A 22957-nucleotide genomic window follows, 5' to 3' on the forward strand; every position below is an offset into this window, starting at 1 on the left:
AAGCACTCGAGGGCTCCGGAGCGCTGCTTCCGGGGCCCTCGCTGTTCTCGCGCTCGCGGCGGCGGCCACGCGGGTGGCGCGGTACGCCCGCCGTGCCCACTTGGGGCGCGAGGTCCGTGGATGCGGGACCTCGCGCGGGAGCGGACGATGCGTGGCTCAGTCCGCCCGGGTCGCGGGCAGCCGGTCGTAGACCTCCGAGGCCTTCGCGGACACTCGCGTCAGCTCGTCGAGCGTCGTGGTGGCCACCTGCGCGCCTCCCGAATCCGCGACGACGAACGCCACGGGACGCCCACGGGCGCGGATGGGGACGACGAGCAGGTGTGACGTGGGCCCACCGAGCGCGGCGAAGATGGCCTCGTCCTGGACGCAGGACGGAGCATCGAAGCTGCTGGGCCCCAGCTGGCCGAGCGCGGACACGAGCAGCGACGGGGCCTCCAGGTCCACCTTGAGCGAGGCCACCGCGGGGCTGTCACTCCCCGGCCCCCATGCATGGCCGACGCGCACGAGCCCGAAACTCTCCCCGAGCAGGAAGGCTCGCTGGAATCGACCCGCGCAGTAGGCGATCAACACCTTGCCGAGCACGCCTTGTGAGCCGACGTCATCGAGCGCCGTGAGGACCTGGTCCGCGGAGACCCTGGGGCCGTCGGGGCTCGCGTCTGGAGTGGACTCGTCCGCGGCGGCCAGCAGCGTCGTCAGTGCCTCCGAGGGAGCACGGGCCTGGGGCTGCCAGGGCTGCTGGATGAAGTCCCAGGCGGAGGCGAGGGGAAGCTCCGTGGTGGCGCCCGCTGGCGCCGCCGGACGAGCGTTGCCCTCGAGGTCCACCGCGCGGTCCTCCCACGTGTTCTCCGCGGAGTGACCGATGGTTCCGTTGCCTTCGGCCCCCTGCCACCCGACGAACTCCCACGTGGACGCGAGCTGCATCGGCGCATCGTCCGCCGCTGGAAGTTCGTCCAACTCGATGGCCGCGCGGCGCTGCGGGACGGGCCTGGGGGGCGGCGCCGAGGGCGTGGGCTCCGCGTCGGGCACCTGGGGCTCGCGCAGGGCAATCACCTCGGCGCCCGAGTGGGGACTGGGTGACGGTGGATCCACGGGAGCCGAAGCCACGGTCGCGGAGCCGGAGGACTCACCGTGGGACGCGAGCATCGTGCCCGCGGCCTCGAGGGTCAGGGTCTCCCCCACGTCGCCCTCGACGGGCACGGAGGACGACGCACCCGAGTCAATCGCGGAGGCGGGCGTGTCCTGGGCAACCGGGCTCGCGTCACCGAGCGTTGCCTTCATGAGCTTCCAGTGTTCGACCGACGGCGCTTCCGTGCTGTCGGATGCGGCGGCGCCCGAGTGCTCGGCCTCGGGGACCTCCGGTGACGACGGGACCTCGGAGTGAGGCTTCACCTCGGTTTCGTCGAGGTAGGCCACCGCGGAGGACGACTGGACCTCGGGAGCGCTCGACGTCTCCGCGTTGCGCGTCTCTGTCGCGTCGTTCGATAGCGCGGCGGTCTGGAGCGCTCGTGCAGCCGACCCGGTGGTCGATGTGAGAGGCACCTCAGGCGCTGCGCTGTCATCGGACTGCGCGGAGATGGAAGGGGCATCAACGCTCGGCTCGAGCGTGGAGACCTCGATGGAAGACCGCGCGACGGTTTGGGACTGCTCGTCGACAGCTCGGCGCTCTTCCGGCGTGGTCCTCGCCTCTCGCGCGGCAGGCTCCACATCCACGGAAGCCCCCGTGACCTTCAACTCCGGCTGCGCGACATCACCCCAGTCATCAAGCGGGCTCGCGTCCTGGCCGGTGATGCGGCCGTCCGCCCCGGAGACACCCTCCGCCAAGGGACGCGCGGAAGGCGCACGGTCGGAGGCCGCGGCGCTCGAATCGACCTCGACCGTCTGGAGCGAACTGCCCTGTGCTGTCTGCGATTCGACCGCGAACGGCGCGGAGGCAATCACCGAGGCGAGGGCCACGTCCGAAACCGTCTCGACATCAGCTGGTGCGGCCCCGTCCAGCGTCGGCACATCGGAGCCCGTGGTGGACGGCGCCACCACCGCGCCCTCCCCGACTTCTTCAGGAGTGGAGAGCCGAACCGCCTCGGCATCCTCGGACGACGATGCGGCTGCGTCCTTGTCCGCGGGAGTGACGTGTTCCTCCAGTTGGGCAGGGACCGGCACATCGGTCGTCGCAGCCGCGCCCTCTCCTTCGAGCGGGTGGGCCGCGCGCGACGTGGCACCGGCCTCATGCGATGAGGCGGGCTCGACCCCATCGACCTGCGCGTTATCACGTGCCTCGATGCGTTCGTCCGCCACACGGGGTTGCGCGAGGTGCGTCTGCGCTCCGCCCACCGGCTCGGGGTGCTGGGCGACGGTCTCGTGCGAGGCGACTTCGCCGTTCGGCGCAGGCTCAGTTCGAGCACCCGCGTCACCCTCACTCCACGGTGACCCGGAGACGTCGGACGTCGTGGCCTGCGGCGACTTCTCCGCGGCACGTTCCCCAGGAGGGAGCTCCTCCTCGGACACGTCCCCCCGTGTCAGGTCGCTCGCGGCTTCGACGTTCAGCGCTGGAGCCGAGCCCGCTGCCGTCGGAGGACTCGCTGCGGCGACCGCATCGTCCAGACCCTGCGTGTTCGACGACGCGAGCCCCGCCACTTGCGCAGGTCCATCGTCGAGAGCACCGAGCGCCGCTGGAGAGACGTCACGTGCGTCTGTCTCGCGAACCGACGAGACCTCGGAGGCATCCGCGGCCTTCGCCGGCCCATCGTCGAGAGCGCTGTGCCCCGCTTGAGGGACCCCAGGTGCTCCACCCTCACGAACCGCGGAGACCTCGGAGCCATCCGAGGCTTGCGCCTGACTGCCTTCGCGAGCGCTGAGCACCGCGCTGGAGACTTCGAGCGCGCCTCCATCGAGGACCGCTCCGGCCACGGAGGCATCCGGGCCCGAAGCGGACTGGCTGTCCTCCGTGGAGAGAATCTCCGGACCCGACTCAGACTCCACGCGCGCATCGAGCGCGCTCGGAGGAGCCTGCGAGACATCGCCGACCGAAGGCGTTGCGGGTCCGATGCTCGACGGAACGGAGCTGGCGGCGGCGTGCGGTGGCGCTCCTCTTGGCGCCATCCCCGGAGGTTGTGGCGCGGCGATTCCCTTCATGCCCGGAGGCGGCTGCGGCCCCATCGACGGGCGCGGCGCTGCACCACCCACTTCGGGAGTCATGCCGCCCATGGGCTGGGGCGGACGCACCGTTCCTGGAGGCGGTGGCGCTCCGGGTCCTCCGGACATCGAGGGAGGTCGTCCCCCTTGCATTCCGGGAGGCATCGCACCGTGCGGTGGTCCGGGGACCGTGGGGAAGCCCGTTCCCGAGGGAGGGCGCGCACCCGACATGCCTGGAGGCACGGGGCCTTGTGGGGCCCCCATGCTCGGCATGCCCGGGTTCGAAGGACGCGTCCCCGCGCCCCCCGGAGGCACCGGCCCCTGCGGTCCCGGACCGCCCGCTCCCTGCGGAGGACGAGGTCCCATCCCAGGAGGCACGGGCCCGGGCACCGTGGGAACTCCCGTACGCGACGGAGGCCGTGCCCCCGTCATCCCAGGAGGCACGGGCCCCGACGGAGGCCGAGCGTTCATCATCCCAGGAGGTGCGGAGCCAGGCCCCCCCATCGACCCCGGAGCAGGCGCGGCCCCAGGCATCGGCGGCGCCCCTGGTCCCGGAGGCGGCCCGCCCACGCCCTGCGCGGGTCTCGCCACCATTCCAGGCGGCAGCCCCTGACCTCCCGCTCCGGGTCCACCCGGAACAGGAGGCCCTCCCTGAACGGAAGGCATGCCGCTGCTCGACGGAGGCCGGGCCCCCATCATTCCAGGGGGCCCACCAGGTCCACCGGCGACAGGTCCACCTCCAGGCGCCCTGGGCGGAACAGCCCCCTGCACCGAGGGCACTCCACTGCTCGAGGGAGGACGCGCGCCCGGCATCCCAGGCGGCCCCAGGGGGCCCGGTCCACCCGGCATCCCAGGAGGCACAGGGCCAGGAACCACGGCCGTGCCCGCGCTCGACGGAGGTCTCGCTCCGCTCATCCCTGGAGGAACAGGTCCCTGCGCACCGGACACGACGGGAATCCCCACCCCCGACGGCCGGGCACTTGCGAGCCCCGGCGGGACAGCCCCTGGGCCCCCCGGCGCGCCGGTGTTCGGAGGAGGCCTTGCGCCTGGCGCGGCGGCCGGTCCCCATCCCGGTGACGCAGGCGGCTTCGCGCCTTGAGGCGCCGCGGACGGAGCCACCACCGGAGCGCCCAGGCCCGGCTGCGGCCGCGCTCCCGGTCCCGCCACGGGCCCCAAAGGCACCGCCCCCTGCGTCGCCACGGCCGGCTCGGAAATGCCACCCGCGGCAGCGGACGGCCGCGCCGCAGCCCCCATCCCCGAAGGAATCCCACCCTGCGGTCCCGAGGCAGCGGCCTCCACGACTCCACCGGGAGCAGACGGCGGTCGCGCGGCCATCGCCGGAGACACCGGCGCCTGCGGCTCCACGGGTGCGCCTCCGGCTCCAGGTCCACGAACCGGAGGCAGCCCCGCGCCACCAGGCCCCGCCGCCCGGGCCAACCCCGGAGGTTGGACCGGAGACCACTGCCCCGCGGACTGTCGCGACACCATGCCCGGCGGTTGAGCGGATTGTCCCCCCTGTCCCTCGGGGTTGCCGGCGAGCACCGGGCTCCTCGGAGCGGGAGTCTCCACCACCTCCTCCATCACCCCTTCGAGCACCTCCTCGGTTTCCACCACATCGAGCTCCTCGGTGGGCTCGATCTCCTCCGCCGCCTCGAACTCCTCCTCGGGTTCGATCTCCTCCGCCTCCTCAATCGGCGTGGGAGGAATCGCCGGAGCCAGCCGAGGCGGCTCCGCCGGCGCGAGCCGAGGCGGAGGCCCCGACGGCCGAGCCCCTCGCGCCGCGTCCACGGACGCCAACTGGGGCGGCCCCGGAGGCCGGGCCGACGCCGCGGGCCCCAGCACCGGTGGCCCGGACTTCGTCACCACCGCCGCGGGCGCCTCCGACGCATCCCCCAGCAGCCCCCCCGTTGGCGCCAGCACCGGGCTCGCTCCCGTCCACGGCGTCTCTTCCGTCGTCGCGTCGTCGGAGTCGTCACTCAGGAACTGCCCGGGCGCCAATCCACCGAACATCCCCTCCGTCCCCGGAGCGGCCCGCACAGGCGCGGGCGGGGGCGGAGACTCGGGCTGCTCCACCACCCCGCCCCGCGTCTGCACGGGCGGGGCCGCGGGACGAGGCGGCGGCGCCGGAGCCAACCGCCGGGCCGTCGCCATGCTCAACGAGCGCGACTCGCGCCGGATGCCATAGCGCTGGGCCTGGTAGTGGAACAGCCGCAGCTCGGGCGTGATGTGCGGGAGGATTCGCAGGCCCGTGATGAACCCCAGCGCGTCCGTGTGCTGGATTTCGAAGGGGCTCGCCATGGCCACCCTCAGCCGGCGCCCCTCCTGTCCCAGCGGGAAGGCCAGGTGCTTCTCCGCGAGCGCCGCCGGAAGCAACGTGAGCGTCGCGTCCGTGACGGCCTCGAAGTCGGCCTCCTGCGCCACCGGGTAGCGGGTCTGCTCCCCCAGCACCATCGCCAGGGTGTCGATGTCCAGCATCTCCAGCTCGACGAGGATGGAGCCCAGCCGCCCACCGTAGATGAGCTGTGCCTTCAGGGCTTCGTCGAGCTGCGCCTGCGAGAGGAGGCCCTTGCGGACCAGGATTGCTCCGAGCTTTTCGGCCATGCCTCCCGGAGTCTAGACGGCTTCGCCCCACACCGGACCGGCCCCCGTGCGGCCTCGCGTCATTTCGCCCAGGTCCGCGGGTACCTCGCACACAACCCGGCGGCAACAATCGCGCTCCGTGTGAAATCAGACGGGCGCCCAACCTGCCTGCCCTCCCCCCGAGACAGTGTCAGTTCCGCGTCCAGGACCCTTGCTCCCGGCAAACGCCGCCAGGCCCACATCCCATCGCTTTGTTGCAACCGGGTACTCAACTGCGAGTCGGGGCCCTACGTGACTGCCGCTATAACGGTGCGTGCAGCCCACGCTGCGAAGTCCCATCCCCTGCAGGAGAACCGATGAAACGATTCCAGCTCGCAGGTCTCGTCGCCGCGCTGTCGCTCAGCGCGCCGGCGGCGCTGGCCTCGGCGCCCGTGTGTGAGGCGACCGTGTCGCCCGCCTCCCAGCGCGCCACGAAGGTCGGCGAAGACGTGCACCGGCGTTTCGAGTCGGCCCATCCCTACGCCACCCCGGAGCTGCGCACACGAAGCGGTCCGCTCCACACCGACGTCATCACCCACCCGGGCGCCGCGTACATCGCCGCGCACTTCGAGCGGCTGGAACTCGCGGAAGGCGACTTCGTCGTGGTGCGCGCCCCGGACGGCTCGCGCTCCAAGCGCTACGACAACCGCCACCCCGGCGCGCGCGACGGCTTCTGGGCCCTGCACATCCCCGGCGACACGGCCATCATCGAACTGCACAGCGCGGACCACCCCGGCCGCCAGGGCATCCTGAACCAGCACGGCTACAGCATCGACCGGTTCGCGCGCGGCTACACCAACGAGGAGATGGGCTTCACCTCCGAGCTGAACAAGGCCGTGTGTGGCGCGGACGACTCGCGCTGGGCGCCCTGTTACGCCGCCAGCGACCCCACCCTCTATGGCCGCGCCCGCCCCGTGGCGCGCCTGCTCATCGGCGGCTCCAGCGCGTGCACCGGTTGGCTCGTAGGCAGCCAGGGTCACGTCATGACGAACCAGCACTGCATCGCCACCGCGAGCGACGCGCAGAACACCGACTTCGAGTTCATGGCGGAGGGCGCCAGCTGCGCCACGAGCTGCGGCAGCTGGTTCGGCTGCCCCGGCCACGTCATCTCCGGCGGCACCCTGGTCCAGGCGGACGCGCCCCGTGACTACGCGCTGGTACGGCTGGCGGTGAATCCCACCAACAGCTTCGGCTACCTCCAGCTTCGCGGCTCGGGCGCGGTGGTGAACGAGCGCATCTACGTCCCGCAGCACCCCGCCGGGTACGGGAAGAAGATCGCCGTCGCCTCCACGGACGCCTCGGACGCGTCCGGCTTCGCGGAGGTCTACAGCCTCAACGAGCCGTCCTGCCAGTCCGGCGGCCCCAACGACGTGGGCTACTTCGCGGACACACAGGGCGGCTCCTCGGGCTCCCCCGTGATTGGCCATGGCGACCACCTGGTGGTGTCGCTGCACCACTGCGCCAACTGCCCCAACCGCGGCGTCCCCATCCAGGCCGTCATCAGCCACCTGGGAGCGAACCTGCCCACGTGCGCCCTGCCCGCCGCCGGCTGCCCCAACCCCAACGGCGACGGCACGCCGCCCCCGGAGGAGCCGCCTCCGCCGACCAACTCCTTCGCGTACACGGCCTCCAACACCAACGACGCCCAGCAGAACACGACGAACAAGCGCATCGCCCTCACCGCCGGCCAGACGCTCACCGTGGCCACCTGCGGCCTGACGGGAGCGAAGACCTCCGGGGACACCTATCTGCGCCTGCACAACCCGTCCGGCGCCTCCGTGGCCGCCAACGACGACGCCTGTGGAGGCCGCGGCTCCAGCATCACCCACGTCGCCACCGTCACCGGAGAGTACGAGGTGCGCGCGGGCTGCTACGCCAACGGGAGCTGCGGCGGCACCGTGGTGTGGGAGGTCTCCGGCGGAGGCAATCCCCCCACGCCCCCCACCTCCGGCACCTTCCAGTACAACGGGACGAACACCGACAGCGCCCAGCGCAACACCACCAACCGGGATGTCGTCGTCGCCGCGGGCCAGACGCTCCTGGTGGCCACCTGCGGCCTGCCGAACACGTCCTTCAGCGGGGACACCTTCCTGCGCCTCTACGGCAACGGGGCGCAGGTCGCGGCGAACGATGACGCGTGCGGGGGCCGGGGCTCCAGCGTGAGCTACACCGCCACCGCCAACGGCACGGTCCAGATTCGCGCGGGCTGCTACACCAGCGGGACCTGCAGCGGCACGGTGGTCTGGAACCTCCAGTAGCGCGGGTCCGGTTCCACGGCGCGTCGGGCCCTCGGATTTCCACGGCCCGACGCGGCCCCGGGCCTCGGATTTCCGAGGCCCGCTCGCCCTCCCGACGTCAGTAGGCGTTCTTCGAGAGGAAGCCGCCGAGCGCGGTGCGCACGAGGATCTTCAGGTCCATCAACAGCGACCAGTTCTCGATGTAGTACAGGTCGTACTCGATGCGCTTCTCGATGCACGTCTGGCCGCGCAGGCCGTTGATCTGCGCCCAGCCGGTGATGCCCGCCTTCACCTTGTGCCGCAGGTGGTAGCGCGGAATCTGGCGCTTGAACTCCTCGATGAAGACGGGGCGCTCGGGGCGAGGGCCCACGAGGCTCATGTCCCCCGTCAGCACGTTGAAGAACTGCGGCAGCTCATCCAGCGAGTACTTGCGCAGGAACGTGCCGATGACGGTGCGGCGCGGGTCGTCCTTGCGCGCCATCATCGCCCCGGAGTGCTCGGCGTCCACGCGCATGGTGCGGAACTTGAGGATGGAGAAGGTGCGCCCGTCCATCCCCATGCGCTCCTGGCGATAGAGCACCGGCCCGCGGCTGGTCAGCCGCACGGCGATCGCGGTGGCCAGGATGAGCGGCGAGGTGGCGAGGATGGCCAGGAGCGAGAAGAGGATGTCGAACGCCCGCTTGGCCACCCGGCTCCAGCCCTCCATCGGGTCGCCCTGCAGCCGGATGATGGGCAGGCCGCCGAACTCCTCCAGGCCGCCATACAGGGTGATGTACTGGTAGAGGTCCGGGACGACGCGGACGTCCACGGTGCGCAGCGCCAGTTGCTCCATGAGCTGCTTGACGTGGGCCTGCTCCTGCAACGGCAGCGCGAGGATGACCTGGTCCACCGGGTGCGCGTCCAGCACGCGCTCCACGTCGCCCACGTGGCCAATCACGCGCACGCCGTTGACGTACTGGCCCACCTTCTCCGGCCGCAGCGACAGAAGGCCCGTCACCCGGAAGCCCAGTTCCTTGTGGACCTCCACCGTCTCCACCACGCGCTGCCCCAGCTCCCCCGCGCCGATGACGAGGATGGACTTCAGGTTGTGGCCGCGCCGGCGCACCTCGCTGAGTACGTAGCGGAACGCCAGCCGGCTGCACGTGACCAGCACGAAGGCGTAGACGACGAAGATGACCAGCGTCAGGCGCGAGTAGCGCTCGCGCACGAAGTAGGTCACCGCCACCAGGATGAGCGTCGCGGTGATGGTGGACTTGAAGACCTCGAACACCTCACCGGTGTTCGTCCGGGAGCGGATGGCCGCGTACAGCCGCGACTGCTTGAAGGTCACCGGGAAGATGACCAGCAGCATCAGCAGGAAGACGAACGAGTCCTCCCAGGGAGGGATGCCCTCCGTGACGGGGACGATGCCGGAGAACCGCGTGGCGTACGCCAAGGCGAACGCCAGCGCGAGCATCACCATGTCCGCGACAACCTTGATGGACGTGTAGAAGCGCTGGAGACGACTGAACACGCCTGGACTCCTGTAACCTGGTCAACGGGGCGCCACCCCACTGCAAGACTCGCACCCTGGTCCGACGAGCACGCGTCCTGCCCGACTCCCTCTGACGAGACGGCCTCCTAACACGGAAAAACGCGTGAAACCAATGGGTTACCTCCACCCCGGCTGGACAATGGTGGGCAGAGGACACAGCCCGTCGATGAAAGACGGAGGTGGGGGTGACAGCCGCGTCACACCGCCGTGGCGCGGGTTGTGGATTTCGTCGACAGGCTGAGGAGCGACTCCACTTCGCGGAGCATCGCCTGCTGGAAGGACTGGCGGCTGAAGCGCTCGGCCTGCGAGCGGGCCTCTCGGGGACTGAAGCTCGCTTCCCAGGAATCGAAGCGGCGGACGGCCTCCGACAACGACGCGGGTGTCTGTTCTGAAAAGAACAGTCCGGTGCGGCTGTTCACCGTCTCCAACGCGCCGCCCTTGGCGAAGGCGATGACGGGGCGGCCGGTGGCCTGGGCCTCCAGCGGGGTGATGCCGAAGTCCTCCTCGGGCGTGAAGATGAGGGCGCGGGCGTCCCGGTACAAGGACGGCAGGGCGTCATCGGAGACGTTGCCCAGGAAGCGGATGTTCGGCGGCGGAGCGCCGGAGGTGAGCCGCGCGGCCTCCTGGCCGGTGCCCACCACCCAGAGGGGAACGCCCAGCTCGCGGAAGGCCTCGAGCGCGATGTCCAGCCGCTTGTAGGGCGCGAAGGCGCCGAGCCACAGGAAGTATCCGCCGCGTCCCCCGCCCTCCAGCGGAGACCGGGTGAAGCGCTCCAGGTCCACCGGGGGATGCACGACGGTGGCCTCGCGCCCCCAGAAGCGCTGGAGCTTGCCGGCGACGTGGTGGCTGTTGGCCACGAAGCGGTCCACGCGCGCCGCCGAGGCGCGGTCCCAGCGCCGCAGCCAGGGCCGCACCGCGTGCGCCGCCGCGCGCACGGGCAGCCGGGCGCGGCCGGGGCCAAAGTAGTCGTCGAACAAATCCCACATGTACCGCATGGGCGCGTGCACGTAGCTCAGGTGCGGCACCCCCGCGGGCGCGCGCAGGCCCTTGGCCACGCAGTGGCTGGAGGACAGCACCAGGTCGTAGTGCCCCTGGAGGCGCAGCGACTCGATGGCCCGGGGCATCAGGGGCAGCAGGTGCCGGTAGCGGCCGTGGACGCCGGGGATGTGCTGGAGGAACGAGGTGAAGATGCGCCGGGACTCGATGGCGGGGGACTGGGTGCCCGGCTGGTGGATGAGGGTGTAGATGTCCGCGTCGGGCAGTGCTTCGCAGAGCGCGTCGAGCACGCGCTCTCCCCCGCGGTGGGTGACCAACCAATCGTGGACCAGGGCGACCTTCACGAGGGCGGCTTCTAGCACCCCCCATGCCGTGCACGGCCAGCAACATGAAGCAGGTGGCTGCCTGCCCCCACGAGGGCCGCGCGTGTGGTACGCGGGAAGCGTGGCTCAAGTCCTCCTCGACCTGCGCATGGTGCGCGGCCGGCTGCATGGAATCGCTCGCTACGCGCTGGAGCTGGCGCGACGTGTGCCGCTCCTCGCGCCGGACCTGCGCTTCTCCGCGCTGGTGCCACCCGAGGGGCTCCCCTCGGACCTGGGGGTGCTCGCGCCCCGGATCCCGCTGCACCGCTCGCTCGCGGGCTTCCTCTCGCCGGTGGAGCAGGCCGCGCTGGCGGCGGAGCTGACGAGGCTGTCACCGGACGTCTTCCACGCCACGTCGTTCTCGCTGCCGCTGTTCTGGCGCGGTCCGCTGGTCGCCACGCTGCATGATGCCAACCACGTCGCGCTCGCCCGCGAGTACACGCCGGCGCAGGCGCTCTACTACCGGCTGGTGGTGGGTCCTCGCGCGAGGCGGGCCTCGGCGCTGGTGACGGTGTCCGAGTTCTCCCGGGAGGAGCTGGCGCGACACCTGGGGCTGTCGCCCTATCGGCTGCAGGTGATCCACAACGGCGTGGACCCGAGCTTCCAGCCGCCGTCCCCGGTGGAGGCCCGCGCGTTCCGCGAGCGGCACGAGCTGCCCGCGCGCTACTTGGCCGCGGTGGGCAACGCGAAGCGGTTCAAGAACCTGGAGCTGCTGCGCCACTTCGCCGCGGACCTGCCGGTGCCCATCGTCCTGCTGGCCGGCAAGGGCGCGGTGGCGCACGAACTGGGGCTGCACGAGAACGTCCTGGACCTCGAGGAGCTGCCCGAGTCTCAGATGCCGCTGTTCTATGGCGCCGCGGCGGCGCTGCTGTTGCCCTCGAAGTACGAGGGCTTCGGGCTGCCCGCGCTCGAGGCGATGGCGACCGGGTGCCCGGTGCTCGCGGCGGACGCGACGGCGCTGCCCGAGGTGGTGGGAGGCGCGGCGTTGAGACTGCCTCCGGATGACCCGGACGCCTGGCGCGAGGCGACGCTGCGAATCCTGCGCGACGATGCGCTGCGCTCGGAGTTGATGGAGCTGGGGCGAGAGCGCGCCGCGCGCTTCACCTGGGACGAGTGTGCTCGGCGCACCGTCGCCGTGTACCGGCGTGTCCTCGAGAACCGCGCGCCCTCCACGACCTGAGGAGTCGACCGACGTCACGCCTGCACGTCGCATCCCGCGGGCGGCGACACCTGTTCCTCACGCGGCCTCGAAGCAATTCATGGCGCGAGCCATGGAAAAGCCCTGACACACGACGACGCGCCAGGCCGAGGCAGAGCGGCGACACGCAACGCCGCTCGGACCTCACTCGTGCGCGGCGGGCGCCGGTGCGGCGGGCCGACGTGGCGCCGCGCCGCGAAGCACCCCGCTCCCCTCGCACAGCCCCAGTCCCCACACGAGCGCGAACGACAGGTGCACGCTGGAGTGGAACGGCAGGTAGTGCACGAGCGCAAGGATGTGGAAGCCCACGAACGACAGCAGCGCGCCGGTGGCCGCGATCGACCCCGCGCGGTGTCGACGGATGAGCGCCCAGCCCAACAGGCCGTGCACCGTGAGCATCAACACCAGCCCCACCAGCCCCGTCTCGGCCCACACCGTGAGCCAGAGGTTGTGCGAGTCCGTGGCCAGCAGGTCCGTGATGCCCGACTCGTCCTGCCGCGCGAGCACCGCCGCCTTGTGGTTGCCGAAGCCCACGCCCACCCAGGGGTGGTCCTGGACGAGGCTCCAACCCACCGTCATCGCCAGCTCGCGCTCGCCGCCGTAGATGTTGTCCGCCGCCTTCCCCAGGCGCGCGCGCCACGCGGGAGACGCGAGCACGACGACAATCAATCCGGCGATGAGCCCCAGCCCCACCCTGCGCGCCAGGCCGCTCACGAGCAGCAGCAGCGCCACCACGCTCACCATCAACGCCGCGCCGAGCGCCGCGCGCGCGAACGCGTTGTAGATGGACACCAACATGCCCAGCACCACCACGCCCGCCAGCAGCCGACGGCGCGCGACCTCGGAGCCTCCGAGGATGGCCAGCGCGGGCCCCAGCGCGGCGATGGCGCCGTGCGCGAAGCGCAACCGGTGGAAGAAGATGCCGCCCGCCGCGTAGCGCGGTGAGGCCTCCGTGCCGAAGTTCTCGTGCAGCCGGGCCAGGTTCAGCTTCAGGAACGCGGGGGGCTCCCAGGGCCAGCGCACGCGGTTCTGGAAGATGCCCAGGCCCGCCGCGAACAACCACCCGCCCAACACCGTCCCGGCAAGCGCCAACCAGGGCACCCCCACCGAGCCCACGCACGCCACCGCCGCGCCCGCCACCGAGTCGAGCACCTGCCCGTAGCGGGAGCTCCGCGGCCACGCCGCCGCCGCGCCCGTCATGAGCGCGAGCGCGGGCGACACCACCTGCCACGCGCACAAGGCCACGCTCGCCAGGACATACGCGCGCACGTCCCTGGCGAGCACGAGCCTCCGCTTCGCCAACAGCACCAGCGAGAGCAGCACCGCGGCGGACGCGGCCACCTGCAGCACGACCTCCGCCAGCACGAGTCCCACGGCCCAGGCGAGCAGCACTCCGGCCACGACGCGACGAAGAAGAATCTCCAGCCGGGGCTGGGAGGGTTGGTCCATGAGGGGGTTCACGCTATCTCACGGCGAGCCAACGACGGGGCACGTGAAGAAACCCCTCCCGACGGAGCCAGAGCGCGGCGGCCACCAGCACGAGGATGACGGGGGGTGTCCACGCCGCCACCGGGGGTGACAGGCGCTCCGTCAGCACCAACGTGCGGCACACCATCATCAGGCCCCACATGCCCACCGCCACGAGCAGGCCCTCGACGATGGCGGCGGTGAGGTGGCCCTTGCGGCTGTTTCGCAGCGCCAGCCCCACCCCCAGCAGCGCGGCCGGCAGCGCCGCCAGCGGATAGGCGAAGCGGTTGTGCAGCGCGAGCTCGAACTGCTTGGTGGCGAGCCCCACCTCGCGCCGCGCGACGATCTGCTCGCGCAGCTCCCGCACGCGCATCTGCTCCGGACGGCCCGGGCGGATGCGGAAGGCCGAGGCGGCGATGCCCAGCTCGTACTCCGCGCTCTCCAGGCTCTTCACCGCCGTGTCCTGCTCCCCGCTGAACGTGCGCTCCACCACGCCCGTCAGTCGCCAGCGGTTGCCGTCCAGCCACTCCATGCGCGCCGCGTCCAGTCGGCTTCGCAGCTCGAACTCGCGCGACAGGGTGAAGATGGACACATCCTGGAAGCCCTCCTGCGCGCTGCCCGCGCGGAGGAAGAAGATGCGGTCCCCTCGGCGGAACCACTGCTTCGGCGTGTAGTAGAAGCGCCAGTCCCCCCACCGGTTGAAGCGCTGGGTGGTGATTTCGTCCACGCGGCGCCCGGCGTGCGTCGCCACGACCTCGTCGAAGACCACCAGGCCCGAGCAGGCCAACAAGCCGAACGCCAGCACCGGCATGTACAGCGCGGAGGGGCCGAAGGTCAGCGCGCGGATGGCCGTCACCTCCCCCTGCTTGCGCAGCGCGGACACCGTGGTGCCCGCGGCCAACAGCAGCGCGGCCGGCCCCAGCTGCTGGACGGCCATCAGCGCCTTGTAGCCGTAGAGCTTCGCCGCGTCCGTCACCCAGCCCGGGCCCGTGTACGTCTTCGCCCGGTCCACGAAGTCCACCACCACGAACACGAGCACCAGGCCGCCGAGGATTCCCAGCGCGAAGCGCACGTACGTCCGCAGCACATAGCCGAAGAGCGTCAGTCTCACCGGACCGTCCCCGAGCGGCTCACCCGATACAGGGCCACCGCCCCCACCACCATGAACACGACATTGGCCAGCTGTCCCGCGAGCGCCGCCGGCAGCTTGCCCTGCTGTCCCAGCTGCTCGAAGGCCCGGCTGAGCAGGTAGTACAGGACGTAGCCGCCCAGCGTCAGCAGGTAGCCCCACGCGCGGCCCGCCTGTCGCCGACCGATGGCCAGCGGCGTGCCCAGCAGCGCGAACGCGATGGGCGCCAGCGCGCCCCCCAACCGGCTGTGCAGCGCCATCCGGAAGCCTCGCGCGTCGCCGCCCTGCGCCTCCGCCTCGCTCGCCGCCTGCATCAACTCCACCGGCGTCAGCTCCTCCTTCGCGGAGGTGAAGCGGCCCCGCTTGCCCATGGACGCACCCACGCCCACGCTGATCTCCGCGCCATCGAAGTGGATGACGCTGTAGTCCTCGCTCGCGCGCCCGGAGCGGTGCACCTCGCCGTCCTCCAGCGCGAAGCGCAGCACCTCGCCGCTGTTGGACGTGCCCACCTGTCCGCGATGCGCCAGCACGAGCAGGGGCGAGCTCGCCTCGCGGTCATCGTGCAGCAGCACGTTCGTCCACTTGCCGTCCGCGGACACCTTCTCCGCGTACAGCGTCAGGTCACTCAGGTCCTCGTAGAAGGTCCCCGACTTCACGTCGCCCACGACGTTCTTGCGGATGACCTCGCTCACCAGCTCCTTCACGCCGGTGAGCCCCCACGGCTGCGCGGTGGAGGTGATGAGCAGCATGAGCGCGCTGAGCGCCACCGCGATGCCCATGGGCGCCGCGAGCAGCCGCGAGGGCCCCACGCCCAACGCCTGGAGCGCCGTCAGCTCGCGGTCCTCGCCCAGCCGCCCCAGCCCCAGCAGGATGGCCAGCAGGAAGGCGATGGGCAGCGCCATCATCAGGAAGTGCGGCGTCAGGTACGCCACCAGCCGGCCCAGGTCCGTCAGCGTCACGGACGAACCCAAGAGCACGTCCGTGCCCCGCAGGAACTGCATCACGAAGAGCAGCAGGAACATGAAGGCCACCCAGACACCGAGCGGCACCAGCAGCTCCTTGAGCAGATAACGCGAGATGCGCGTCACGACGTCGCCTTCAGCCCCTTCGCGCCGATGTCACGACGGAAGTGCATGCCCTCGAAGCGGACCGCCTCCACCGCCGCGTAGGCGCGCTCCCGCGCCCGCGCCAGGTCCTCGCCCCGGGCGCACACCGTCAGCACGCGTCCGCCACTGGTCACCAGCGCCCCACCCCGCTCCTCCGCGCCCGCGATGAACACCAACGCGTCCGCCGGCACCGCGTCCACCCCGTCGATGCGCTGCCCCTTGCGCGGTGACTCGGGATACCCCTCCGCCGCCACCACCACGCCCACCGAAGCGCCGGACGCGGCCACCAGCGGCCTCGACTCCAGCTGCCCCCGCGCGCACGCATCCACCAGCGGCAGCAGGTCCTCACCCAGCTGCATCATCAACACCTGCGTCTCCGGGTCTCCGAAGCGCGCGTTGAACTCCAGCACCTTGGGGCCGCTCCGCGTGAGCATCAGCCCCGCGTACAGCACGCCCCGGAACGCAAGCCCGCGCCGACGCAGCACCGCCAGCGTGGGCGCGATGACGCTCTCGCCCACCTCCGCCAGCTGCCGCGCGTCCAGGAAGGGCGCCGGGCTGTAGGCCCCCATGCCGCCCGTGTTCGGACCGGTGTCGCCATCCCCCACGCGCTTGTGGTCCTGTGACAGGGGCAGCATCACGTAGCGCTCGCCGTCGCAGAGCGCCATGGCGGAGACCTCCTCGCCCTCGAGCAGCTCCTCCAGCACCATGCGCTGGCCCGACGAGCCCAGGGCCGCCACGGCCCGCACCGCCTCGCGCGCGGCCTCCACGTCATGCGCGACGATGACGCCCTTGCCCGCGGCCAGCCCGTCCGCCTTGACGACGATGCGGCCCTGCGCCACCGCGTAGGCCTCCGCCTCCGCCGCGTCCGTGAAGGTCTGGAAGGCCGCGGTGGGCACGCCCGCCTCGGCCATGATCTCCTTGGCGAAGGCCTTGGAGCCCTCGATGAGCGCGGCGCCCGCCACCGGTCCGAAGCAGGCGATGCCCGCCTTCGCCAGCGCGTCCGCCACCCCCGCCACCAGCGGCGCCTCCGGTCCCACCACCACCAGGTCCACCGACTCGCGCTTCGCCAGCGCCACCACCTCGTCCGGCGACTCCGCCTTCACCGGCACGTTCGTGGCCAGCTTCGCGGTGCCCGGGTTGCCCGGGGCACACCACAGCCGCGTCAGGCGCGGGCTCTGCGACAGCTTCCACGCCAGCGCGTGCTCACGGCCTCCGGAACCCAGCAACAGGACCTTCACATCCACCTCATCTGTCCAACAGGTAGAGCATCCGTTTGGCGGGGAGGTACTCGGGGTCCAACCCCACCACGCTCACGAGTTCCTTGCGCGCCTCGGCTCGCCGCTGCGTGGACTCCAGCTCCGCCAGCCGCACCCTCGCGGACCAGAGCGTGGGAGACAACCCCAGCGCATCCCGCAGCGCGCGCTTGGCGGGCTCCACCTGACGGCCGTCCGCCAGCGCCCAGCCATGCGCCAGGTGCGCCACCGGGTGCTGCCGCCCCGCCGACACCGCGCGCGCCGACAGCGCCCGCGCCTCCGTGGTGTTGCCCTTGCGCGAGGCGATGAGCGAGCGGTACGCCAGCGCGTCCGCGTTGTTCGCGTCCGACTCCAGCACGTCGCGCAGGTGCCGGTCCGCCGCGTCCAGCTCCCCCTGATGGAAGCGCAGGACCCCCTCGTAGAGGGAGGGGCCCGGGTCATCGGGGTTCTGCGCGAGCGCGAGGATGGTGCCCTCCACGCCCCTCACCGTCTCCGCGGGCCGCAGCCAGAAGCGCGTGCTCACGGGCCGGGGCTCCAGCCGCAGCGGGTCCGCCGCCAGGGCCTGCTTCAGCACCCGGAACGCCTCCGTGCTCCGCTTCGCCGCGGCCTCGGCCACGCCCGCAAGCAGGTGCGCGTCCAGCCGCCGCGCATCCAGGCCCGTCGCCGTCTGGAAGCGCTCCAGGGCCTCCAGGGGCTTCTTCTCCAGGAGCAGCAGGCGGCCCTCCAGCACCGCCTCCAGCGCGCGGTCCTCGAGCCGACCCTTGATGCCGTCCAGGTGCTTGCGCGCCCTCGCCGCGTCGCGCTGCTCCAGCGCCACCAGGAAGACCTGCAGGTGCGCCTCGGGCAGCTCCTTCGACAGGCCCAGCGCCTCTTCCGCGGCCTTCACGCCCGCGTCGCTGTTGCCCGCGGCGCGCTCGGCGGCGGCCAGGTGCACGAGCACCTGCGCCACGTCGCGGTGGTCATGGCGCTCGCGCGTCTTCAACAGCGCCCGTAGCTCTCGCACGCCCGCGGCGGCATTGCCCTCCGCTTGATAGCGCAGCACCGCGAGCGGCAGCAGCGCCCGCAGCTCCCCGGGGTCCGCCTTCACGCGCGCCTCGTACAGCTTGCGCGCCTCCTGCGGCTCACCGACCTCCTGGTAGATGCGTGACGTGGCCGCCAGGCTGTCCCAGTCCCGAGGGTCCGCCGTCAGGCGCTTGCGCAGCGTCTCCAGCGCGAGCTTGTACTCACCCGCGGACTCGTGCGCGAGCGCCCGGTAGTACTGGATGCGCTTGAGGTCCGGGGCGAGCTTCTGCGCCATGCCGAACTGCTGGTCCGCCAGCCCCCCGGACGACGACAGGTAGACGCGGCCCATCACCAGATGCGCCTCCGCCTTCTGCGCATCCGTCGCCTTCGCGTGCGCCAGCGACTCCTCCGCCAGCACCCGGGCTCGCTCACGCGGCGCGCTCTGCCGCGAGCGCGTCAGCAACAGGTTCGCCTCCGCCAGGAGCAGCTGGGGCACGCGCCCCGCGCGCGACTGGGCGGCCTCGACCAGCTCGCTCGCCTCCTTGAAGGCCCCGTCATCCAACCCCGCGCCGCGCCCCAGCGCGAGCGACTGGACATAGCCCGCGATGGCCTCGTCGCTGCGAGGGTCCAGCAACAACGCCTGCTGGAAGGACTCCTCGGCCTCCGTGTACGCGGAGCGCTCCTCGCGGGCCAGCTGCCGCCGGCCGTCCTCGAGTCGCTGCGCGCTCGTGCCCTCCAGCTCCAGGTACTTCAGCTTCCAGCGCGGGAGCACCGTCTGGATGACCTCGGGGATGGGCGCCACGACGGGCGTCGCGGCCGCCTGCCGCGCCTCTTCCTGATGCTGCAGGTAGAAGTAGCCGCCCACCCCCGCGCCACCGAGCACGAGCACCAGCCCGCCCACCAATCCCCAGCGCCCCCCACCGCCCGACGAGCCCTGCTTCTGCGCGGAGCCCGAGCGCACGTTGGACGGCGGACGCGCCGCGGCGCGCTTGCCACTGCGCGGCTCCGCGCCCAGCTCCGGCGCGGGCGGGCCCCGCATCGAGCTCACGTCGTCCCGCATGCTCTGCCCCAGCGAGGCGTCCACCCCACCTTCCTCGGGCGCGGTGAGCGGGGGCAGGAAGTCCATGCTTCCCGGAGCAGCGACGGGCGCGGCCGACTTGGGCGCACTGCCCGCGGACTCGCGCTGACGGCACGCATCACAGATGCCGAGCGCCTGGTCGAACGGGTCGACGAGCGGCTTGTTGCAGGTGCGGCACCCCATCGTCGCCGGCTTCGGCGCGGCGGCAGCGGCGGGCGGAGGCGCGGCGGGACGCGGCGGCGCCACGGAGACAGGCACCGCGCCGGGCTCCGAGGAGATGCGAGCCACGGGCGCGGGCGGCGAGGTGGGCGCGGGCCCCAGGAAGTCGAGCAGCGGATCCGCTCCCGCCGAGGGCGCCGGCGCGGGCCCGCCCAGGTCGGCGAACGGGTCCACCGGCGGCGCGCTGCTCGGCGAGGGCTCCGGCATCGCACCGAAGTCTCCGAACAGGTCGGCCTCCGGCGCCGCGGCCTTCGCGGGCCGGGCCGGAGCGGCGGGCGCCTGCGCGGGCGTCGGCGCCGGGGCGCCGAAGTCACCGAACAGGTCATCCGCGGGAGGCGGCGCGGAGGAAGCAGCCGCCGCGGGACGTGACGGGGCCGCTGGCGCGTCCTGTGAAGGCGCGGCCGAGGGATCCCGCCGGACGAGCTGCAGGTTGCGGCAGCGGGGACATTGCGCGCGGACGCCCTTTGCCGTGATCAGTCGATCATCGATGGCATAGGCGGCGGCGCATTTCTGGCAGACGATGCGCATGAGTCAGTGCCGGAAGTGTCGCACTCCGGTCACCACCATGGCCATCCCATGTTCGTCCGCGGCGGCGATGACCTCCGCATCCCGAACAGAGCCGCCCGGCTGGATGACGCAGGTCGCACCCGCCCGGGCCGCCTCGTCCAGGCCGTCCCGGAAGGGGAAGAAGGCGTCCGAGGCCACGGCGCTCCCCTGGAGGGCCGCTCCGCCGCGCTGCATCGCGATTCGGACCGAGTCCACCCGGTTCGTCTGTCCGCCGCCCTGCGCCAACAGCTGGCTGCCCGAGGCGAAGACGATGGCGTTGCTCTTGACGTGCTTGCACACCTTCCAGGCGAAGCGCAGGGCGCGCTCCTCGTCCGGTGTGGGGGCCCGCTTGGACACCACCTTCCACCCCAGCTCCGGCTCCACCGCGTCCCGGTCCATCAGCAGCAGGCCTCCGGACACGCTCCGGCCGTCCAGTTGGGCCCTTGGCCGCGCGGTCGGAGACGCGAGCGCCGCGCCCGCCTCCAAGAGCCGCAGGTTCTTCTTGGCCGCCAGCACCTGCAGCGCCGCCTGCGAGTACGAGGGGGCGATGACCGCCTCCAGGAACGTCTCCGCCATCGCCTGCGCGGTGGCCTCGTCCACCTCGCGGTTGAACGCCACGATGCCGCCGAACGCGGAGGTCTCATCCACCGCCCGCGCCGTGCGGTACGCCTTCACCAGCGCGTCATCCACCGCCACGCCGCACGGCGTGTTGTGCTTGATGATGACCGCGGCGGGCCGCTCGGCGAACTCGAGCGCCAGGCCCAGCGCCGCGTCCAGGTCCAGGATGTTGTTGTACGAGAGCTCCTTGCCCTGGAGCACCTTGGCGAAGCCCACCGTCGGCTCCGAGGGCGCCGAGTGCTCGCGATAGAAAGCACCGCGCTGGTGCGGGTTCTCCCCGTAGCGCAGGTCCTGCGCCTTCTTGAACGACAGCGACAGCTCTCCGGGGAAGGGCTCGCTTGCCTGCGCGGACAGCCACGCGGAGATGGACGCGTCGTAGGCCGCCGTGTGCGCGAACGCCTTGCGCATCAGCTTGCGCCGCGTCGCCTCGCCCACCGCCTTGTGCTGCTCCAGCTCCGCGAGCACCGACGGATAGTCGTCCGGGTCCACCACCACGGCCACGTGGCGGAAGTTCTTCGCGGAGGCGCGCACCATCGCCGGCCCGCCAATATCAATCTGCTCGATGACGTCCGCCTCCGCCGCGCCCGACGCCACCGTCTGACGGAACGGATACAGGTTCACCGCGACCAGGGAGATGGGCTCGATGCCGTGCGCCTTCATCTCCTCGCGGTCCGCCTCCAGCTCCAGGCGACCGAGGATGCCGCCGTGGATGCGCGGGTGGAGCGTCTTCACGCGGCCGCCGAGAATCTCGGGACTCTGCGTGTGCTCGGACACCTGGGAGGCGGGGATGCCGGCGCCCTTGAGCGCCTCCAAGGTTCCCCCCGTCGACAGCAACCGGAACCCCAGGTGAACCAGCCCCTGGGCGAAGGGAACCAGACCGCGCTTATCGGAAACGCTGAGGAGTGCCAGCACGTGTGCGCCTCGGTGTGCGGGAAGCGGCGGTACTAGCAACCACCCCCTGGGGTGTCAACGCAACACGTCGGCGCGACGTTGGCGGCACCAGGCCGCCGGTCGATTCAGGGCTTGCGGGCCGAGACAGGAGGCTCGGCCTCGGTGGCCTCGCGCAGCTTCATCAGCCCGCGCGTCTCCACCTGGCGGATGCGCTCACGGGTGAGGTTCATGATCTCCCCCACCTCCTCGAGCGTGATGCCGCCCTTCTCCGCCACGTCCAGGGCGCAGGTGTGCTCCAACTCCCAGATCTCCTTGTCCGGGAAGTTGAGCTTGATGGACCCCGTCTCCGGGTTCACGTCCAGATACAGGTTGTGCTTGCAGGAGACGAACATGCACGGACGCGGTCCGTTCACGCAGTCCGCGCGCGTGCGCGGCCGGGTGTCGTCCATCTGCTTGAGCAGGTCCGCCTCTTCCGGGTCCACCTGCCCGGTGAGCCGACGGCGGCGCAAATCACGCGCCATCTCCTTGCGCGACATCGTCTTGGACCGTCGGCGCTCCTGCGCCAGGTCCTCTTGCGCCTGGTCTCCGCCCTCCTCCACTTGCTTCACTTCCGACATGTCCCCTCCACGTGAGGCCAGTCTAACCGGGTCCACCGGTTGCAGGGCCGGCATCTTATTGCGAACTCATCGTTTCGTCTTCGCGTGCGGTCACCGCGCTGCCCAGCCGGGCCACGTCCCGGACCAGATCCTGCGCTCTTTGCCGCAGCGTTGCCAACTCCGCCTCGAGCGAACGTCGATGCTCCCCCCCGAAGGCGCGCTCTCCCAACTCCTCCTGGAGCCCATCCAATAGACCGCCGAGGTCGCGTTCCACCTGGTCGATGTGGTTGCGGTGGAAGACGAAGGACTTCTTGATGTCCTCCAGGGTGTGCCCCTCCGCCATCATCTTCTTGATGACATTGATCCGGCGCACCGCTTCCACGGGGTAGAGCCCCAGGCTCCCCTGGTGCTTCCCCTTCCGCCCCACCCGGCGACTCCTCGGTAGCAACCCCGCCTGGACGTACTTGCGGAAGGTCGCCTCCGACAGCCTCACGCCCCTCGGACGAAAGATTTCAAGGATGGCGCTCGCGGGCAGACCGCCCGCGTTCTCGCGCTCGATCCGAGCAATCTCGTCGGGAGCCAACAGGTCCATCGGTTCCATTGAATATAAGCCACTCAGTAGAAGACACTGAGTGCCAGAAACGACCATTCGGTGTCAAGGCAGACCGCTACAGGGCTGTTGTGCTGTCGGCCTGTTCACGCTTTCGAGAAAGACGGCGGGTGCGCCCGCGCCCGAGCGAACGGCGCTTCGAACGGAGTGCTCGCGGACCCGGAGGACCCCTCGGTTTTCCACGAGGCGACGCGCGACGCGGGGTGACAGGAGACCCGGCGTGCGACTCGGACGCGGAGTGATGAGGACGAAGCGAGGCTCCGTCACGCGTGGCGCGAGGGCGGAACGGGGATGCAGGCGGACCGGGTCAGCTCACGGCGCGCGGCGGAGACGACGCGATGCTTCGGGGGGCGACGTCGCCGCGGAG

Annotated in this window: 13 protein-coding genes; 2 read left to right on the top strand and 11 right to left on the bottom strand. The window is 71.5% G+C overall.

Annotated elements, in window-relative coordinates:
- Positions 1 to 156: 156 nt before the first annotated feature.
- On the bottom strand, positions 157 to 5730 hold the full coding sequence (locus K8640_RS29395) for a hypothetical protein (protein ID WP_223750091.1): 5574 nt from the start codon (positions 5728 to 5730) through the stop codon (positions 157 to 159).
- 335 nt (positions 5731 to 6065) lie between these two features.
- Here K8640_RS29395 and K8640_RS29400 point away from each other — a divergent pair, with 335 nt between their 5' ends.
- Positions 6066 to 8006, top strand: a complete 1941-nt coding sequence (locus tag K8640_RS29400; protein ID WP_223750092.1) for a serine protease — start codon at positions 6066 to 6068, stop codon at positions 8004 to 8006.
- Between the two features lie 97 nt (positions 8007 to 8103).
- Here the strand turns inward: K8640_RS29400 and K8640_RS29405 are convergent, their stop codons facing one another.
- On the bottom strand, positions 8104 to 9498 hold the full coding sequence (locus tag K8640_RS29405; protein WP_223750093.1) for an undecaprenyl-phosphate glucose phosphotransferase: 1395 nt from the start codon (positions 9496 to 9498) through the stop codon (positions 8104 to 8106).
- Between the two features lie 218 nt (positions 9499 to 9716).
- Positions 9717 to 10859, bottom strand: coding sequence for a glycosyltransferase (locus tag K8640_RS29410; protein WP_223750094.1), 1143 nt, complete (start codon positions 10857 to 10859; stop codon positions 9717 to 9719).
- Positions 10860 to 10941: 82 nt separating this feature from the next.
- On the opposite strand from K8640_RS29410, the gene K8640_RS29415 reads away from it, so the two are divergent.
- Positions 10942 to 12057 carry a glycosyltransferase family 4 protein gene (locus K8640_RS29415; protein ID WP_370640409.1) on the top strand — a complete coding sequence of 372 codons (1116 nt, stop codon included), beginning with the start codon at positions 10942 to 10944 and terminating at the stop codon, positions 12055 to 12057.
- Positions 12058 to 12219: 162 nt separating this feature from the next.
- Here K8640_RS29415 and K8640_RS29420 read toward each other — a convergent pair whose 3' ends face one another.
- The 8 genes from K8640_RS29420 to K8640_RS29455 all read right to left on the bottom strand — a co-directional run bounded on the left by K8640_RS29420 (position 12220) and on the right by K8640_RS29455 (position 22581).
- Positions 12220 to 13524: an O-antigen ligase gene (locus tag K8640_RS29420; protein WP_255653564.1), complete on the bottom strand. Its 1305-nt coding sequence runs from the start codon at positions 13522 to 13524 to the stop codon at positions 12220 to 12222.
- A gap of 13 nt (positions 13525 to 13537) precedes the next feature.
- The gene (locus K8640_RS29425) at positions 13538 to 14653 is read right to left on the bottom strand and encodes an LptF/LptG family permease (protein WP_223750096.1); all 1116 of its coding nucleotides are present in this window, start codon (positions 14651 to 14653) and stop codon (positions 13538 to 13540) included.
- Complete coding sequence (locus K8640_RS29430; RefSeq protein WP_223750097.1) at positions 14650 to 15759, bottom strand: LptF/LptG family permease; 1110 nt, start codon at positions 15757 to 15759, stop codon at positions 14650 to 14652. The genes K8640_RS29425 and K8640_RS29430 overlap by 4 nt, the downstream gene beginning before the upstream one ends.
- Positions 15756 to 17021: a phosphoribosylamine--glycine ligase gene (purD, locus tag K8640_RS29435; protein WP_223750098.1), complete on the bottom strand. Its 1266-nt coding sequence runs from the start codon at positions 17019 to 17021 to the stop codon at positions 15756 to 15758. Before purD ends, K8640_RS29430 begins: the two co-directional genes overlap by 4 nt.
- A gap of 1 nt (position 17022) precedes the next feature.
- A complete protein-coding gene (locus K8640_RS29440) occupies positions 17023 to 19857 on the bottom strand; it encodes a zinc-ribbon domain-containing protein (protein WP_223750099.1) in 2835 nt (944 codons plus the stop codon).
- A gap of 3 nt (positions 19858 to 19860) precedes the next feature.
- Positions 19861 to 21405, bottom strand: coding sequence for a bifunctional phosphoribosylaminoimidazolecarboxamide formyltransferase/IMP cyclohydrolase (purH, locus tag K8640_RS29445; protein ID WP_223750100.1), 1545 nt, complete (start codon positions 21403 to 21405; stop codon positions 19861 to 19863).
- 104 nt (positions 21406 to 21509) lie between these two features.
- Positions 21510 to 22001: a sigma factor-like helix-turn-helix DNA-binding protein gene (locus K8640_RS29450; RefSeq protein WP_141322767.1), complete on the bottom strand. Its 492-nt coding sequence runs from the start codon at positions 21999 to 22001 to the stop codon at positions 21510 to 21512.
- A gap of 55 nt (positions 22002 to 22056) precedes the next feature.
- A complete protein-coding gene (locus K8640_RS29455; protein WP_223750101.1) occupies positions 22057 to 22581 on the bottom strand; it encodes a MerR family transcriptional regulator in 525 nt (174 codons plus the stop codon).
- Between the last annotated feature and the right edge of the window lie 376 nt (positions 22582 to 22957).

Source organism: Myxococcus sp. XM-1-1-1, assembly GCF_020037095.1.
Taxonomy (GTDB): domain Bacteria; phylum Myxococcota; class Myxococcia; order Myxococcales; family Myxococcaceae; genus Myxococcus; species Myxococcus fulvus.

What these genes read in the sequence shown, in the direction of transcription:
- K8640_RS29395 (WP_223750091.1), bottom strand. Translation starts at nt 5,730, where the DNA reads ATGGCCGAAAAGCTCGGAGCAATCCTGGTCCGCAAGGGCCTCCTCTCG.
- K8640_RS29400 (WP_223750092.1), top strand. Translation starts at nt 6,066, where the DNA reads ATGAAACGATTCCAGCTCGCAGGTCTCGTCGCCGCGCTGTCGCTCAGC.
- K8640_RS29420 (WP_255653564.1), bottom strand. Translation starts at nt 13,524, where the DNA reads ATGGACCAACCCTCCCAGCCCCGGCTGGAGATTCTTCTTCGTCGCGTC.
- K8640_RS29440 (WP_223750099.1), bottom strand. Translation starts at nt 19,857, where the DNA reads ATGCGCATCGTCTGCCAGAAATGCGCCGCCGCCTATGCCATCGATGAT.
- K8640_RS29450 (WP_141322767.1), bottom strand. Translation starts at nt 22,001, where the DNA reads ATGTCGGAAGTGAAGCAAGTGGAGGAGGGCGGAGACCAGGCGCAAGAG.
- K8640_RS29455 (WP_223750101.1), bottom strand. Translation starts at nt 22,581, where the DNA reads ATGGAACCGATGGACCTGTTGGCTCCCGACGAGATTGCTCGGATCGAG.